Raw genomic sequence first — 16,059 nt, 5'->3', positions numbered from 1 at the left:
GGTTGAGTCAGAGTGTGCGGGCAACAATGTGCAGACCCTAGCCACCTACAGGCCCCACGATGGGCGTTTGCTAAGGCTGACAGCGCGCAAGCCGGGAAATACCCAGGCCATTGTGCAAGATCTGACCTACACCTATGACCGCGTCGGTAATGTGCTCAGTATCCGTGATGCGGCGCAACCCACGACGTGGGCCAGCAATACGAAAATCGACGCCACGGCCAGCTTTGAATACGACACGTTATACCAGTTGATCAAGGCGACAGGTCGCGAAAATGCGCAACATGCGATAGGTCCGGCGTTACCGGCCCTGGCGCAGTTTGGTTCAACCGATAGCAGCCTGATGCGTAACTACACCCGCCACTATCAGTACAACGAGGGCGGCAATCTTGTGCAGATGCAGCACGTGCCGTCCAGTGGCCAGGGCTACACCCAGCACATCAACACCGCCGCGCACAGTAATCACGGCGTACTCAATGGTTTGGATTCGGACGCTGACCCGCTCAAGGGTTTTGATAGAAACGGCAACCAGCAATTGCTCATGCGCGGCCAGGCCATGAGCTGGAATGCACGCAACCAACTGCAGCGGGTCACGCAAGTGGTTCGTGAGCAGGGGAGCAGTGACGACGAAATCTATGGCTATGATGGTGCAGGCCTGCGGGTATTCAAGAGGCGCTCAAGCCTGGCTAAAAACCGCCAGCACGTTGAGCAAGTGCGCTATTTGCCAGGCCTTGAGTTGCACAGTAATGAAGCCACAGGCGAGTCGTTCAATGTGCTGTCGATTGAGGCCGGATTCACACGCGTCAGGGCGTTGGTGTGGGAACACCAACGCCCTGCGGAGGTTGCAGACGAGCAACTGCGTTTCAGCCTTGTGGACGCGACAGCCAGCAGTACCCTTGAACTCGACGAGCAGGCGGCCTTGCTGAGCCAGGAAGGCTATTACCCGTTTGGCGGTACAGCCTGGTGGGCTGCAAAAAGTCAGGTCGAGGCCAGGTTCAAGACGGTGCGTTACTCTGGCAAAGAACGTGATGCAACCGGGCTTTACTATTACGGCTACCGGTATTACGCGCCTTGGCTGATGCGCTGGATCAGCCCCGACCCCGCAGGCGATGTAGGCAGCCTTAACCTGTATGCAATGGTCGGTAATAACCCCGTCACCTTCACTGACGCGGCGGGGCTGATGTCCAGTCAAGCTATTGGAAGAATAATAATTACAGGCGTACTGACCCTTATCGGGTATGCCTTGGGCTGGGCATCAGGCTATCCACGAGAGGGCGCAATGGTCGGTGCTGCGGTGGGTTTTGCGTTAGGTTTAATGAGTTGGCGCGCGGGTGGCACAGTTGAGCAATCGCAACCCACGGTTACAGGCGAGGAGAGATACGCCCAATTGGTCGCTGGTACCCTCCTGGAGTCTGCACAGCGAAGGGGGTTGAGCAGAGAAGAGACAAACAGGCTGGTTAATTTCATCTATACCCATCGTGTGGGTTACCAAGGGGAAGGGCTTGCTGTCGTTTACAGTCCTCCGGATAACGAAGGTATCTATGCGTATATTGGCTCCGCGTTGGCGATGCAAAATCTACAGGCACGTGATAGAGCGCGCGATCCTGCGCCAAGTGAATTAAGGCGAATGGGATTCAGGACTATTCAGCTTCGAGATTCGGAGCGTGCAAGCACTTCAGCGCCACCAGCCTCTCGTCCCTCGTCCGCTCAGGGCAGTGTCAGCCAGTTTGAAACTCAAGCGGCTACTCATCTGGCCAGAAAAAAACTGGGTAATAGACAGCAGCCAGCGCCCTCCGGTGAAAGCACTTCGCAAGAGACCGCAGCGTCTGAGCCCCGCTTTATTATTGACGAGTCGCAGATAACGCATTTAATGGAGGGCGCTGCAGGACGAAGCATTGGTATTACCCTGGGTCATTTGCAAGAGGGGCGTTTTGCAGCGGTTAACTGGCATCGTCATGCTGACAGACTGTGGTCTGCAGATTTACATGGTCATCCGGGGTCAACCAGGCGAGGCGCTGTACGGCTGATGCTTGAGCACACAGGTGGCCGTACTTACAGGGCAGTCGGTGTCCGCGATCCCCATCGGCGCTAATGAACCGAGCGGTATAATCCGCTGCCACGCGGGCTGCATAACCGTCGTACTGGTGGCTCACCCACCCAGTACGACGGGAACTCACCTAACTGTTTGAATCTGGCTCGTACGTATCGTTTTCGTCTTCGCTGATGGTGTACCAGGTGCAATAGGTCTGGCGGGTGAAATCACCGTTGGCATGCAGAGTCTTGATCACGCGCCCCAGTGGGTCGTAGAAGAGTTGGTCGCAGTAGCCGTTCGCGCGCAGTGACACGTCATTCAGGTAGCGGTACTGATCAGCAAAGTACGGTTGGTACTGACGGATAGCCTGACCTTTGTTGTTGTATTCGACCCGGCCGCTGACTCGCCAACGTTTGTCGCTTTGACTACTCACCGGTTTGTCGCTGCTGTCCAGTGTCAGAGCACCGTTCTTGTCGATTTGATAAGCAGGCCCTGGCACGGTCAGTTGTTTGTTTTGCAGAACCCGGCCGAACCCGTCGCTGCACGCCAGGCTGATACGGATGATCAGCTCAGCACTGTCCGCACTGGTGGGGTAGCGGTCGGCCTGCAGCACCGCAACATGCACGGGCTCACGGTTGTTCATCCAACTGAAGGGTTGGTAGAAACAGGCACTGGCAGCTTTCTGCAAAGCGCTGCCTGGATCGGCAATGGCGGCTTTCGGGCTGTCATCTTTGGGGCGGGCATATTTATCCAAGGGGTCAAACCCCACGGGCTTGCCGTCTTCTTCGCCGTAGAAGCTGGTGACCAGCAACTGACCAAATGCGTTATAGCGGGTCTCTTGCACGTTGTTTTGCGGGTCGGTGATCTTTATTGGTAGCAGGCAGCGATAGTCATGTTTAGCCTGGGTTGTGCAGCCATCCGGGGTTTTAACCGAGGTGACCAGGCAGTGGTAGCGGTCATGTTCAACCACAGTGACCCCATGGTCTTCTGTGGCGCGAAAATGATTGGCCCGGTAAAAATCGGCAAGACCGCTATAAATCGCAAAGCCTTGTTTGATTGCCCATAACGCGGTTTTGGCGGGTTTTTCAGACAGGTCTGGCTCTGGATCTGGCAGAAACGGAGTCATCGGGGTGTAGTGGGCTTCGGTCAGCGCCTTTTCCAGGTCGAAAGGTTCGGCTCCGGGCATGCGTGGTACGTCGTCATACACGGCTAATGCCTGTTCATCCAGTTCCGCATGTTCGCTGTGGTGCCCCAGCGCTTGAATAGAGGCCTGGCCTGCAGGCAGGTGGGTAGAACTTTGAGCAAGGCAGTAATAGTGCTCCGACATCCCCGCCAGCACGCGCTCGGCATTGACGCCTAGAGGGCTGTCAGGGGTCTCCGAAATGAAGTGCTCGTAGCTGATGCGTCCGTCGTCCAGGGTGTTTGCGCCTTTGCCTTTGGGTAACACTAATGCATTGCTGCGCTGACGATAGGGCAAGCCTAGACGCCAGCATTGAGGCTCGACCAAGTGAATGGCCTGGGCGCGGGCTTCTGTCAGGTAGTAGGCTTGTTGCGCTGAATCGTGGGTATCGCGCCACCATGTTTGCTGATGTGTGTCGGTGAACGGCGGCGTGTCGGTCGGGAGTTTACGCCGCGCGTAATTGATCGCCACACCGTGTTCCAGGCTACCGTACGCGTCTACACGCAGGTTAAGGGTATGGCTGCAGGCCGGATCAAGCGGCTCGCGCTCATAGCGCCAGGCAATCGACTCAATCGCCAGCAACAGGCACCCTGAGGGCTCCAGCATGCGGACCATGTAGCGTTGCTGGTTGACGGAGTAGGGCACTGCCGATTCTGCTGGATCGTTGGCGGCGTAGATCTCCTCGCGCAGCGCCGAGCCGCTGAGGGCCTTTTTCATTTCCCGGATCATCGAGTCCGAGCGAGTGGTGACCAGTGTGTCTTGAAGGCTGTCGGTGTCCAGACGGCTGAGCAACGTTAAACCTGGAGCTTCGGCGTTTTTGTCCTTGTCGTAGTAATCAGTGAGTGGCATGTCGATGTGTTTGCCGGTGTGAAACCACGACTTTCTCAGCAGTGCATCGCTATGTTCGGTACCTGAAGGTTCGCCGAGCAGGGTGGGCGTGTCAGTTTCAAGCAGTAAACCGTATCCCTGGAACGAGCGTTCCCGACTGTCATAAAACCCTTCCCGGTACTGGAACTGCTGGATCATCCGGTTGCCGCTGATCACGTCTTGTTGCTGCTGCTGGCTGACCAGATGCAACGGGAAAGGCAAACCGCTTACCAGGGGTTTGTTGGCTGCCTGACGTTCTTGTTTTTCATCCAGCCATTCCTGAGCGCTACTGCGATAGCTCAGGGTTGCCGTCGCACCCATATTGTTGCTGGCGCCGGTCAGCAAGTAGGGCTTACGACTGACAAAGTCATAGCGCCAATGACGGGGGGTGGGCTGCGTCGTCGTCAACACCAGGCTGGAGCAACCAATACCCTGCAAATCGGCAGTACTGACTTGGCAGAAGCGGTCATGACGAACGCCTTCAGGCCACTTTAAAAGGGTGGGTGACGATTGCAGGCCATTACCAAAACGGTTCATGAAAATCTGCACGTGATCGGTTTCTACATACAACAGATCGACCGCCCCGGAACCATCCAGGTCAGCGAGCAGAACCCGCGAAGGATCGAACGCTGTGTAACTGAAAGGCAGGTTGGCGAACACAAAACTTTTACCGAAGCGCCCGCGTCCCAGGTTTGGCCAGCAGGTGATCTGGTCATGGCGAATACGGATCAGATGCTGCTGACCACTGCCCAGCACATCACTGAACGCGACCAGTTCGCTGGCTGAGTTACCGGGTTGTGGCAGTGCGTCGGTGTCGGGATCATGGTCTATCTGCTGGGGTGCGGTAAACCCCGAGGTGCCCTGATTGATATACAGTCGAACACTTTGGCTACCGATCAGGGCAAGGTCCTGGATACCATTACCCATCAAATCGGCCAGTTGGCCCGCGGGGTGAAAAAACTCTTGGGGCAGTGCTGCGAACGGGGTAAAAGCTGACCAGCTTCTGTCGCCATTAAGGGTGAAAAAGCCGCTCATGCCGGGCTGTGCGAGCACCCAATCCAGTTGGCCATCGCCGTTTAGATCGCTCAGCGCTTGCAGGGTGGGTTGGCTCGAGTCCGCAACAGGCACACGAGGCAAAACGTGCGCCGGGCCATAGCTCACCGCGTCCTTGCCCTCGGACGGCGATGCTCTAAGCGGTTCCCGGTAAGTCCAGTTATGGTCGGAGCGGCTCAGCACCCCCGGCAGGCCATCGTTGTATAAATCCACTAGCTGATAGCCTGTCTGACTTAGGGGCACCTGCAAAGCGTCGAAAGGCCGGTAGTTTTCAGGTTCGGATTTCAACACAAAGGTGCTGTACCTCAACCTCAGCGGCGGCCATTCACCCGTGCTGTCTGATGCGTCATAGGCCTGGTTTTGCACCAAATGCAGCAAGTTGCAGCCCGTTTCAGTGAGCTGGTATTGCAACACCAGGCGCCGGACCAGCACTGGAGCCGTACCCATTTCCGGCTCATCAGGGAAGTAATGGAACATCAGGATTTGCTGACACAACCTTTGCGTGCCGAGTTCAAAGCCGTAGGTGTAATTGAAGAACGGATCCTGACGCTGTAACCAAGGTTTCTGTTCAGTGTAAGTGGGCTTTTCGGTCAGCCCGATTGCTCGTTCTCCATAGTCCAGTACCAGCTCAAAGTGCCACTGTATGTCTGCCGGAGCATGGCTATTCCACAGCACGAGATTCTTCAGTGCCTTGAGATTGGCATAGCAAACACGTACCAGATAACGCTGCGCCCGATAGTCATGGGGTTGGCTGGCATCTTGGGCGGCCGGCTCGCTTTTGTAGTCGTAGTAAATATGTTCGCCGTGGGGGCTCAAACTTTCTTCAAGCAGCCATTGCGCGACATGCTCGGGCGCATCGGGATCTGCACAGCGCGCCGCTTGGGTTTTGCCAAAAAAATGGATATTTCCATCGCCACTCTGTACCAACCAGAAACCCGACGTGTCTGCGCTGGTCGACCAATGTTCGATGCGGTCAAAAGTGCTTTCGATACGCGGAAAATAACGCACCACAGTGTGTGGCGCGCTGAGTTCTACACCGTTGTGCTCACTGACGGTGCTGGAGATGAGCGCCCCTTGTGCGGTTCGTTGGGCGAACATTTCCTCACCGCCAGCGCTGACAAAACCATCCTGCTCGGTGTAGGACGGTACGCCCTTGAGGGTATTACGAACAATGGCCCCGACCGATAAACCCCAGCCCATACCGAAAGGGCCATTGCCTAGCGTGCTGCGGTAACTGAGGCTCAGTGATGGGGCGAAAGCGCGACCGGGTGACAGCGGCAGCGGTATGTCAAACGATGCCTGCCCGGTCATGCCAACAGCGCCCCAACCGGTACCGATGCTCTGGATGGCACCCCCGCCCTTGGGCAGAGCAGGGGTGAGCACCTCATTATTGCCAGGTTGGCCGGTCATGCTCTGACTCCCGAATTTATTGCGGTGTAGCGCACGTGCACAATGATGTCGGTCAATGACCCCAGCAGGATGGCCTGATCTTTAGGGTTGGGAAATGCCAGTTGCCAGCGAGACACGGCGCCAGTGTATTCGAAGGGTAAGTAGCGCTCATCGTGATCGAAATTCAGAGTAAACAGGCCGTTGTCATTCAGGCCGGTAGAGAGGGCTATTTCTTCATGTACGTGCAGGTTTTCCTTGATGCTGTCTGGCGCTTCGGAAAACTGGATTTTGTTGTAAGTCTGGGTCAGGGTGGCCTTGATGTTCTCATAAGGCCCCAACGTTGCAGGAAGCGACACACTGATGCTTTTGATTCGGCGCAGATAGTGCCCCGGATAGTCAGCATCAAACAGTGCTTGAGTGAGTTCAAAGTCTACGGTGCCGTTGACCAGCAGATCAGTCTTAAGTGCGCTCCACTCTTGATTCAGCGTCGCATCGCTGTCTTTGCGGTGCAGTTGGCGCAGTGAAATGGTTTTACTGATTTCCAGCGCCCGCTGGTTGTGCTGCAGGTAGGCAGTGCTCATTTGCAGCAGATTGAGCTTAAGTGACTCGCCCGCTGCCAGGCCCCGGTATTGGTTGTTCCACAGGGTGTTCTGAATAAAGGTTCGGGTATAGTCAGCCTGCTCAAATTGCCAGCATGCTTGAGCGGCCAGGCACAGTGAATGAGCCATGTCATAGGCCTGGAAGTAAAACGTCGACAGTTGGTTGTTGAGCCACTGATAAAGTTGAACGCTGCAGAAGCGTTTGCTGAGTGTCTCGTAAGTCGCTTTGGCCTGTATCAGCGCCGTTTCAGTGTGTCTGAGTTGTAAGCGCGACACTCGGGTTTGTTCGGCATAAGTTTCAAGCTGGGCATCAATTTGACTGAGCTCAAGCTGGGCTTGCTCCAGTGCATAACCCCACTCTTGGTTGCGGCGGTTGAATTGCTCGGTGCGTTCAAGGTGCAGAGCGCTGGAGCGTTTTATGTGGGCTGCACTCTGGAGTGTTGCTTGTACTGCCTGCGCAGCGCCTTCGAATCGCATGCCACCATTTGAAGTGCCGAAAATATTTGGCAGTAACATGGCAATACCGGCAGCCGCCTGTGCGGCATAGGCGCCGATCTCCACCTTTGCACTTTCCTGATATTCCTGAGTGGCCCGGGTTTCACCCGGGTTGATACCTTCCAGCAATTGTTTTTCGAAGTACTTGGTGCGGGCTTCTACGACCCTGCGACCGGCGCGCAAAGCCAACTGATTTTTTTCATCAACGAGCAGTGCTTGAGCCTGCTGTTCTACAGCCACTGCGCTCAGGTCCCAAGCATGTGCATATTGCTGTGCGATCTGTTCTGTCTGCTCTTTTCGCTCGAGTAGCGACAGCAAGGTATTTCCAAATTGAATCAGGTTATCGACAGCCAGCATGGCCTGCGCATGCGTCACCTGGAAGCGATAATGGCCGGCCTGGATCTGCTGCTCGTGCAAGGCAGTGATGTGACTATTGCCTCCTTGAGCCGCTCTTGACAGTAGCGCATGAGGGGATAGCGGGCTGGCATACAAGGAAAGTTGCAACGGTTTACCCGCGAGGTCGAGATGGTGGCGCAAGTTATGCAGCCGACTGTCTATTTTGTCCCACCGTGCGGTCAAGGCCGGGTTCAAAGGTCGTAGAAAATGGGGTGTGTCTGCAGTGAGTGAGGACTGATTGTCGCGAGCGGGGCTATGACTTGGGGTCACTAATGCCACGTCTTTGAGGTTGACATTCGCTTCCGTTTTTCGCAGTTCACTGGACGTTGCCGCGCTGAAGTTTTTAAGAGTGATGTTTGTCCATGAGTCAACGGATGTGAGATCTGGACGTGGCCCGAGCAAACGTTTGGCGCGTACATACCAAAGTTTGGCTTCTGCCATGCTGTCGGCAGTCATTTGTCGGTAAGCGGCATCGCCTCGATTGATCAGAATAACCAAGTACAACTGATATAAGGCCTGACGAAAATGAACAGGCGCACTTAAAGCAATTTGATTTGGATCGTAAGGATTGTCGCGGGCATAACTGGGTTCGCTTATGGGGGCTGTGAGGACTTTAAGCCGCCAGACGCCGGAATTTTTATCCTCAGGGTTGGTTTTGCTACCAGGGTTGAAAAAATAATGCAGCCATTTTTGAGCCTCGGCATAGCGCTGTTCCATATTCAAGCGATAAGCAACCAGCCAAGGCAGATATAAAAAAAGCTCCCAGTAGTACTTGCCATGGGCACCATGAAAGTCAAGCGGCTGAGAGTTTCCATTTTCTGTTAATGGAGCTTCGAGCCATGAATCGGGAGGTAATGAGAAGAGCGCTTCGAGGCTGACATTAGCCGCTTTTGTCAATGTTTCGGCAAAACCGGTATTCATGCGAATAGGTTCACGGGGTTGTTTATTTTGTGACGAATCATTGAGTTCAATAATTGAACCGCTGAAGTCGATACATTCGGTTGTGCTATTGGTGTTTGATGTTATGCGTTTGAGTTTTGGAGCTAGGGGAATAATAGCTTTAGCGTTTTTGTCCAGCGTTACTGTCAGCGCCTTGAGTGCATACCCTAAAAGATAGGGTTGAGAGTACCTGACATTCACCTCAAGAATAGCGACACCGTGAAGGAAGGTGATTTCAGATTGCTCGGAGGGGATTGGTGATTGCGCTTTGTTTTCAGCATAGGGACGCAGAGAATCAACGTCGAGTCGTACTTGAGAGGTCGTTGACTGTTCCGACTTGAGTTCAATCGAGGTGGCTTTCAGGTAATGGCGAGGCTCATCATATTCCTCGCCAATAATTAGCGTGTTCAAGCGATTTATTTTTTGCGGCGTGGGTGTGTCTTTGTTTAGCGGGATAATGATGATCTGTTTGTAGGTGCGATTAAAAGCAGAGGTTGTTAAGTTATCAAAGGAAACAGTTTTATTAGGGGTTTCTATGTCGTCGGACACGATGTCAACACTGATTGAATACGACTCAGCGTTAGCGCTGTGCAATTGAGTAAATATATCTTTATCTATTTGAAAGCCTTTCAAGTCCAGTGTTACTTGGTTGTCTGCGGTGAGAAACTTGGCGAGTTTCTTTTCATCGGGAGAAGCAGAAAGTATGGAGGTTTTTTGGCGGTTTCTTGTATTGATGATGTCAATATTTTGTAAATGCTGTGCGGCGAACTCCTGTTGTTTAAAGGTGATCGAGGAACCGGGTTGCAGCTTTACACTGGGTTGCTCAATGTTGCTGAAGTCAACGACCAGTTCAAGCCACACCTCACTGGGGGTGTAATTGGAGATAAAGGACAATTTTTGATATTTTGGGAAATCTTTCTCGAGACCGGACTTGACTTCAAGAGCCCCTGTGGTGGCGTTGAATTGTAATTCGCTTTTATTTGAAATGTCTTTTATATATTCTTGTTTGTTTTCGAAATTCCAATGGTCTGAGGTCGTGTTGTGGCGTTCATTTTTATAGTGTTCGACTTCAATGATTTGACTGGAGGGGGCGTGAAAGTTGAAGTTGAGTTCGTTGTGGTCAGCGAAAATTGTTCCGTATTGTATGGCCACTTCACGGTGTTCCGGATAGGCAAAAAAGTCTAGCAGTGTCCCGGAAGAGTAAAGTGGCTTGATGCCGAACTGCAGGTCGAGTCTGACGGCTTGATAAAAGCCTTGAGCCAACTCTGTAGTTGTTTGATAGGTGCCGTTCTTCACGCCTTTAATGTGCAGTCCCAGAAACAGGGAAGGTGGGGAGGTTGTTGAATCCAGTGTAGCGATAGTGGTGGTCGCAGCATTAATACCCTCTGCACTTACCTTGAGGGTGTTGTACTCATCAATGCAAACTTGTGGCAGGCTCCAGCTGCCATCGTATTTCTGATATATAAAATTCAGGCTGATCTTTGAAAAGCGAGTTTTGAGGAAGGGTTCGGAGCGCGCTTTGTACTGTTGATAATCTTCGTCGGATTTCAAATCGGAAAGATGAGCAGGTTCACTGAGTGAGGGTGTGGGCTTTATCACCTGAGCCCAAATAATAAATAGCCGATTGTTGAAAAAAACCGGGCGTACACTTCTGTCCGGAATATTGTCTGATGCAGGTAGCGGAATTTTTTGCCAGTCCGACCAGGCAGAGGCTTCAGGTGTATCTTTTTTTCCCGTCCTTGTGCCGTCGTCGGATGGATGCATGGCACGTTTGGCCATGTCCAGTGACCGCCAATAATAGGTGTTCGCTGCTCTGGATTTTCCAACGAAGTAATAGGTGCTGTTGGCCATGTTAGTGATGTCGCCATCAATGTAGCCATTAAGGGTAGTCAGGTTGGCAATATCTTCGAAACGACCCAGATAACTTTGTACTGCAGACAAAACAGTATTTGATTGAATTCGACTTTGATTGATGTCGTTTTCAAGCTGCTGGAAGTTATCGGTTTTATTACTTCGTAACTCCGGGTTTAAAAAAGTAGAAGGGTAATACCGTAACTGCTGGTGGGCATGCCAAATTGAGTAGGTGTGCAGTGTGTCTTGCCAGGTTGTTAGTTGCGCTGGCGACATGCCCTCTGTTTCATAACCGGGCTCAAGACCCAGTGAAATTCCATTGATGTATTGCTGCAGGCTGGCAATGGCGCAAGCCACCCGACTGGTGGGTACGGCCTGACTGACAAGCACATCCAACAACCAGTGGGTATAAAGGTCTTCGGCTGTCTTGAGTGTTTGTGTCAGTCCAAGTTTTTTGAGTGCTGCGTCTTCGGGTAGTGCATGGGCTAAATAAAACGCAAGTTGTGCATCTCGCAATTTTTCATTGAGTTGCTGATCGAGAGTTTTAGGCATGGTCGTTCCTTGAGTTATTCGAAAAGAAAAACGTTATGGCTTATGCGCCGCGATGACGGCTTTGCCCACCAATTGCCATTCAGCACCGGAGATATGCGCGTTTAAATGGGTGGCTTCCAGCAGCAATTTGCTGGAAAGTCCAGTGATTGTGGCGATGTCATGACCACGCATCAGCCAGTCCAGTTCCTGCACTGAACGCACTCGCTTGTACCGCAAACGATTGACTAACCCTTCAATTTCTTTGGGGTCCCAATTGAGGATCGCTCCCAGTAATTTGTTGCAGCTTTGAGCCAGTTCGGCCGTATCACTTTTCACGGGTTCGGGGTTCGCGACCTCGAAATAATTCAGCAGGACGTCTTGCGTTACTGCGTAGGTGCTAATGCAGTGATTGAACTGTTGGAACAGATACAAAGTACTCAGCGTTAGCTTAAGCATTGATTTATGGTCGTTATTGTTGTCAAGCCAGTGCGGTTTTTGCAAAAACACCTGCAAGGCTTCCCGTGTTAGCGGTAGTTGCAGAGCACTGTCAGCATCGGGGAGTAGCAGTAACAAGTGCTTCAGACCATGACTATGTGGCCGTCCAATCGCGTTAACGAGCTGTCGGGTAGCGAATTTGAACCGCAGCTTTAGTAATAAGCTAGTGTCCGAGACATGCGAAGAATCCCTGAACAGCTGAGTAATGGGCTCCGCCACTGCTTGTAGACGCTGGTAGGCCGACAGTAGAAGGGGTTCAAGATCTTGTAAGACTTTGTCTCTCTGATGTTGATTGATTTTGATATCAGTATCGAACTCAACGTGATCAGAAATTACTTTCAAGAGACCTCGCTTAAGATCAGGAAGTCTGGGTACTGGCTCTAACTGTGGCTGGCCTCTCACTAACCCTAAGGCAATCAACTTGCTCCACGAGTGCGGCGCAAGCGTAACTTCGGGCTCAGGATTGGGTTTGGTCTTGGTATCGGTATCGGTATCGGTATCGGTATCGGATTTGGTTCTTGCCTTGGCCACGGGAAGGTTGAGCTCATCGATCTTTGTTTGTGGAATCAGTTGTTTCTGAATGTCATCACGTAATTCATTGAGTTTTTTCAACTGCTCGCTGATGAGCGAGTTTAGTGGTGTATGACTCAGAAGCAGTTGATGGCGCAATTGCTGCACAGTGCTGCCGTTACTCTTCAACCAATTGACGGCCCAGTCCATTTGCATAAGCACATCAAGAAAGTCCGCCGGCGTATTTGAACCTGACGCGCGCAAAACGGGTTTGACCCAGTGTTCAGAAGAGTTTGCAGCACCCAGCATATCGGCGAGATAAGCGCATTCCATAACGGTAAGCCCGAACAGGCTGGCAATCCGCGTTTGTCGGTAAAAAGCAGAAAGCGTTGTTAAGTCATTTTTTAGATCGCCGCTGATCTGTTGGGTACGTTTAGCCACAAAACCCAGCGACTCATCCGTATTGCTAAGGCCAAGTGCTGCACAAATCTGATACAGGGTGGTTTGTGTGGCTGCGTCTGTTGCATCCACGTTCAGAGGGCTGTCACCGAATTTCAGGGACTGTTCGTTTAATACCCCTCTGTTAAAAACTCGATCGAACAACGAATCACTGTTCCCCACTGCATGGACCGGCAGGCGGTACAGCAATGCTGAAAACTCTTCAGCCTGCAGGCCGTATCGACGGTTAAAGTAGCGGTAGACGCCTAATACACGCAGGGTGTTGTCATTAATAGCAAAAGTTTCTATCGGGCTGTCTTCACAACGCTTGGCGCTGAGAATCAGGGTATCCAGTTGTGTAAAAGATACTTCTAACCAGCGCTGCAAGCGGATCATGCGCTGCAGACGATCAAATTTTTCGGCCGTGGTGTTCAGCAGTTCAACCTGACCGTTAACATTGGTTTGAAGATCTAACCGTTTGCTTAAGTCGTCTTTTGTTGTGCCATTGACGAAGTAAGCGCCATAAAGACTGGCCATCGGTTCAGACAGCATATTTTTAGAGGGCCTAGGCAGGTACTTGCCTCGCGCTAGCAGTTGATCCATCTGTGCCGATGTCAGCCCGGTTTGCTGCATAAAATGAGCAAGCTTTTTCAGAGCTTTTTCATCGCTGCCATAGTGGGTATCGAAAGCGGATTTACTTTCTGTCCAAAACGGCTCGGTTAACAGGATTTGTTGTCCCGGACTTAACTCTGAAAGCAGTCGCTGGGCCACGAAGGCCTCTTGGAATACCTTGCCATAAGCGTTTGATGGCAATTGACCGAGCGGCAAACTCAGGCTCAATCGATAATTCAGCTCTCCCACCCCGGGCTTGTTACCGCTCAAGCCCAGCAAGCATTGTTGGTGCGCAAGGTCAAAAGGCAAATCAAAGGGATAGCGCGTAATCGCCAGCACCTCATTCACCGATTGGCTTCGGTATACTTCGCGGTTTTGGTCCAGGTGGTTTTGCAAATTCTCGTTCAAGGTTTCATTGACGATGGTCAGCATCGGTAGCTGCCTGAATACGCTTGAGTGGTCTATCTCCATTTTTTCAAGTGTGGGGCGTCGTATCGCGAGGGTATTTCGCTTGTCGATGTTTTTACCGGTTTTTTCGACCTGCTCAGCAAACAGGTATAAGGCCCGCAAGTAAGCTACTGGCGAGTCGAGTGCGGCGATTGATGATGCCTCGCAAAATGCACTCCAGTTTTCTTTAAACAAGGCTGCATAGGTCGGCCCGACTTGGGCTTCACTGTCAGGGCTGCGTTTGTGCCGGGTCTCGTCATCACCGAGCGACGCTTGCTCCCGGTGCAGGAACTCCAACTGCGCGGCGTACCCGCAGGCGTTGTCATAGGCCTGGCCGGCATCGTCATCGCAGTGTCGGGCCACTTGCTCGATAAATTCGGTTCTGGATAAGCGAATGATGTCGAAGACGGAGTGCAGATTGAGCACTGTCATGGTCTGTTTGAAGTCAAGCCTGCCATCGGCGGGTGGCGCTGAAGAATCGATTAACGAATGCAGCAGAGGGAGAGAATCGGGCATAGCAAGGCTACTCCTTAGGGCCAAATGGACGATCCTTTGGCCACCTCGAAGCTATCAAGGCACTCAGGTGTAGGCAGCCAGACCGGGCCCTTTGCAGGCTAGGAGATATCGCTTCTTGTTACAGATAAAGGCGTTTTGCTTGCCTGACTTAGGGGTGCGAATCAAAAGTCGAATGACGCATTAACTCTGGTTTAATCGCCCGGTGTGACGCTCCAGTGCCGTTGACGAGTGCGCGTTGCTTCTTTCAGCGTTGCGTCTGGCCCCAGCCCCATTAAGGAACCACTATGTCATTTATCAAGCGCTCATCCGCATGTCTGTTGGTCGCCTGCGCTTTACCGTTAATGGCCAATGCGGCGTCCGAACCCTCGACGCCAAGCTACGGTGAGGAGCTGCAAGGTTTTCAATACCCGTACCCGCTGCATCACTTTGCCTTCCACTCTCAGGGCCAAGCGCTACAGATGGGCTATATGGATGCAGCGCCGAGCGGCACCGCCAATGGCCATACGGCGGTGTTGCTGCATGGCAAAAACTTCTGCGCGGCGACCTGGGGTGACAGCATCAAAGCCTTGAGCGATGCGGGTTACCGGGTGGTGGCGCCGGACCAGATTGGTTTTTGCAGCTCAACTAAACCGGCAGACTACCAGTACAGTTTTCAACAGTTGTCAGCCAACACCCATGCTTTACTGGCCAGCCTTGGCATCGACAAAGCCGATGTGATCGGCCACTCCACCGGCGGTATGCTCGCCACGCGTTACGCGCTGATGTACGCGCCGCAGACCGAGAAGCTGGTGCTGGTCAACCCCATCGGTCTGGAAGACTGGAAGGCCCTGGGCGTGCCATGGCGCAGCGTTGATCAATGGTACGAGCGCGAATTGAAGCTGGACGCCAAAGGGATTCGTGCCTACGAACAGAACACCTACTATGCAGGGCAGTGGAAGCCTGAGTACGACCGCTGGGTCAATATGCTGGCCGGATTGAACAAAGGGCCGGGGCACAAGCGGGTAGCGTGGAACTCGGCGTTGATCTACGACATGATCTTTACCCAGCCGGTGTTCTATGAATTGCCCAACCTGAAAGTGCCGACGTTGTTGCTGATCGGTGATGCCGACACCACAGCCATCGGCAGTGATATTGCACCGCCCGAGGTCAAGGCCAGAATCGGGCATTACAAGGTCTTGGGCAAGCAAGCGGCCAAGCTGATCCCTGGCGCGCAACTCGTCGAGTTCCCCGGCATGGGCCATGCACCACAAATGGAAGATCCGGCGGGGTTCAATCGGGTGCTGATAGAGCGATTAAGCAGTTTGTAGTCGCTGCCGCAGGCTGCGATATTGCGGGCAAAAATCAAAAGATCGCAGCCTGCGGCAGCGACTACGGCGGGTTTATCTGCGTATCAAACCTTGATTTAGAGCGCTTACCTGCGTTATAGCTAAAAAGGTATTCAATAGTTTTACAGGAAATGACAAACACTTATGGACGGAAGCACACGTATCCATCGCCAGTTCGGCTCACATTTCGCCACCCTGATTGCGCAATGTGGGCCTCATCTAAAAGGCTGCGTTCGCGCAACCGCAGGGTGTCTCTCCCGCCTCCTGGCAAACCTCGCTTTACCCCACCTCAAACCCTGTTTTTCAGGGAGCAGCGCCAACTGGCGCCACTGTTACATCCCTCCGCCTGATTTTTTCTGATCGTTCGCCTAACCGGCGCGTTTACCG

General features: G+C 52.8%; 5 protein-coding genes. 2 read left to right on the top strand and 3 right to left on the bottom strand.

What is annotated here, in order from left to right:
- Positions 1–112: 112 nt before the first annotated feature.
- Complete coding sequence (locus GHO25_RS01635) at positions 113–2,089, top strand: RHS repeat-associated core domain-containing protein (RefSeq protein ID WP_372240914.1); 1,977 nt, start codon at positions 113–115, stop codon at positions 2,087–2,089.
- Between the two features lie 85 nt (positions 2,090–2,174).
- On the opposite strand, the gene GHO25_RS01630 is transcribed toward GHO25_RS01635, so the two are convergent.
- Genes GHO25_RS01630 through GHO25_RS01620 form a run of 3 tightly spaced genes read right to left on the bottom strand, consistent with a single transcriptional unit; the run spans position 2,175 to position 14,347 of the window.
- Entirely contained in the window at positions 2,175–6,539 is a 4,365-nt protein-coding gene (locus GHO25_RS01630) for a SpvB/TcaC N-terminal domain-containing protein (RefSeq protein WP_153389695.1), read from the bottom strand.
- Positions 6,536–11,350, bottom strand: coding sequence for a neuraminidase-like domain-containing protein (locus GHO25_RS01625; RefSeq protein WP_153389694.1), 4,815 nt, complete (start codon positions 11,348–11,350; stop codon positions 6,536–6,538). The genes GHO25_RS01630 and GHO25_RS01625 overlap by 4 nt, the downstream gene beginning before the upstream one ends.
- 33 nt (positions 11,351–11,383) lie before the next feature.
- Positions 11,384–14,347 (bottom strand): Tc toxin subunit A, encoded by a 2,964-nt coding sequence (locus tag GHO25_RS01620; RefSeq protein ID WP_153389693.1) that lies wholly within the window; start codon positions 14,345–14,347, stop codon positions 11,384–11,386.
- A 341-nt stretch (positions 14,348–14,688) separates the two neighbouring features.
- On the opposite strand from GHO25_RS01620, the gene GHO25_RS01615 reads away from it, so the two are divergent.
- Positions 14,689–15,654, top strand: a complete 966-nt coding sequence (locus GHO25_RS01615; protein WP_256677144.1) for an alpha/beta fold hydrolase — start codon at positions 14,689–14,691, stop codon at positions 15,652–15,654.
- The last annotated feature ends 405 nt before the right edge of the window (positions 15,655–16,059 follow it).

Origin of the sequence: Pseudomonas sp. FSL R10-1350, assembly GCF_009600525.1 — a bacterium.
Classification (GTDB): Bacteria; Pseudomonadota; Gammaproteobacteria; order Pseudomonadales; family Pseudomonadaceae; genus Aquipseudomonas; species Aquipseudomonas helleri.
This window is presented reverse-complemented; position numbering and strand designations above follow the sequence as displayed.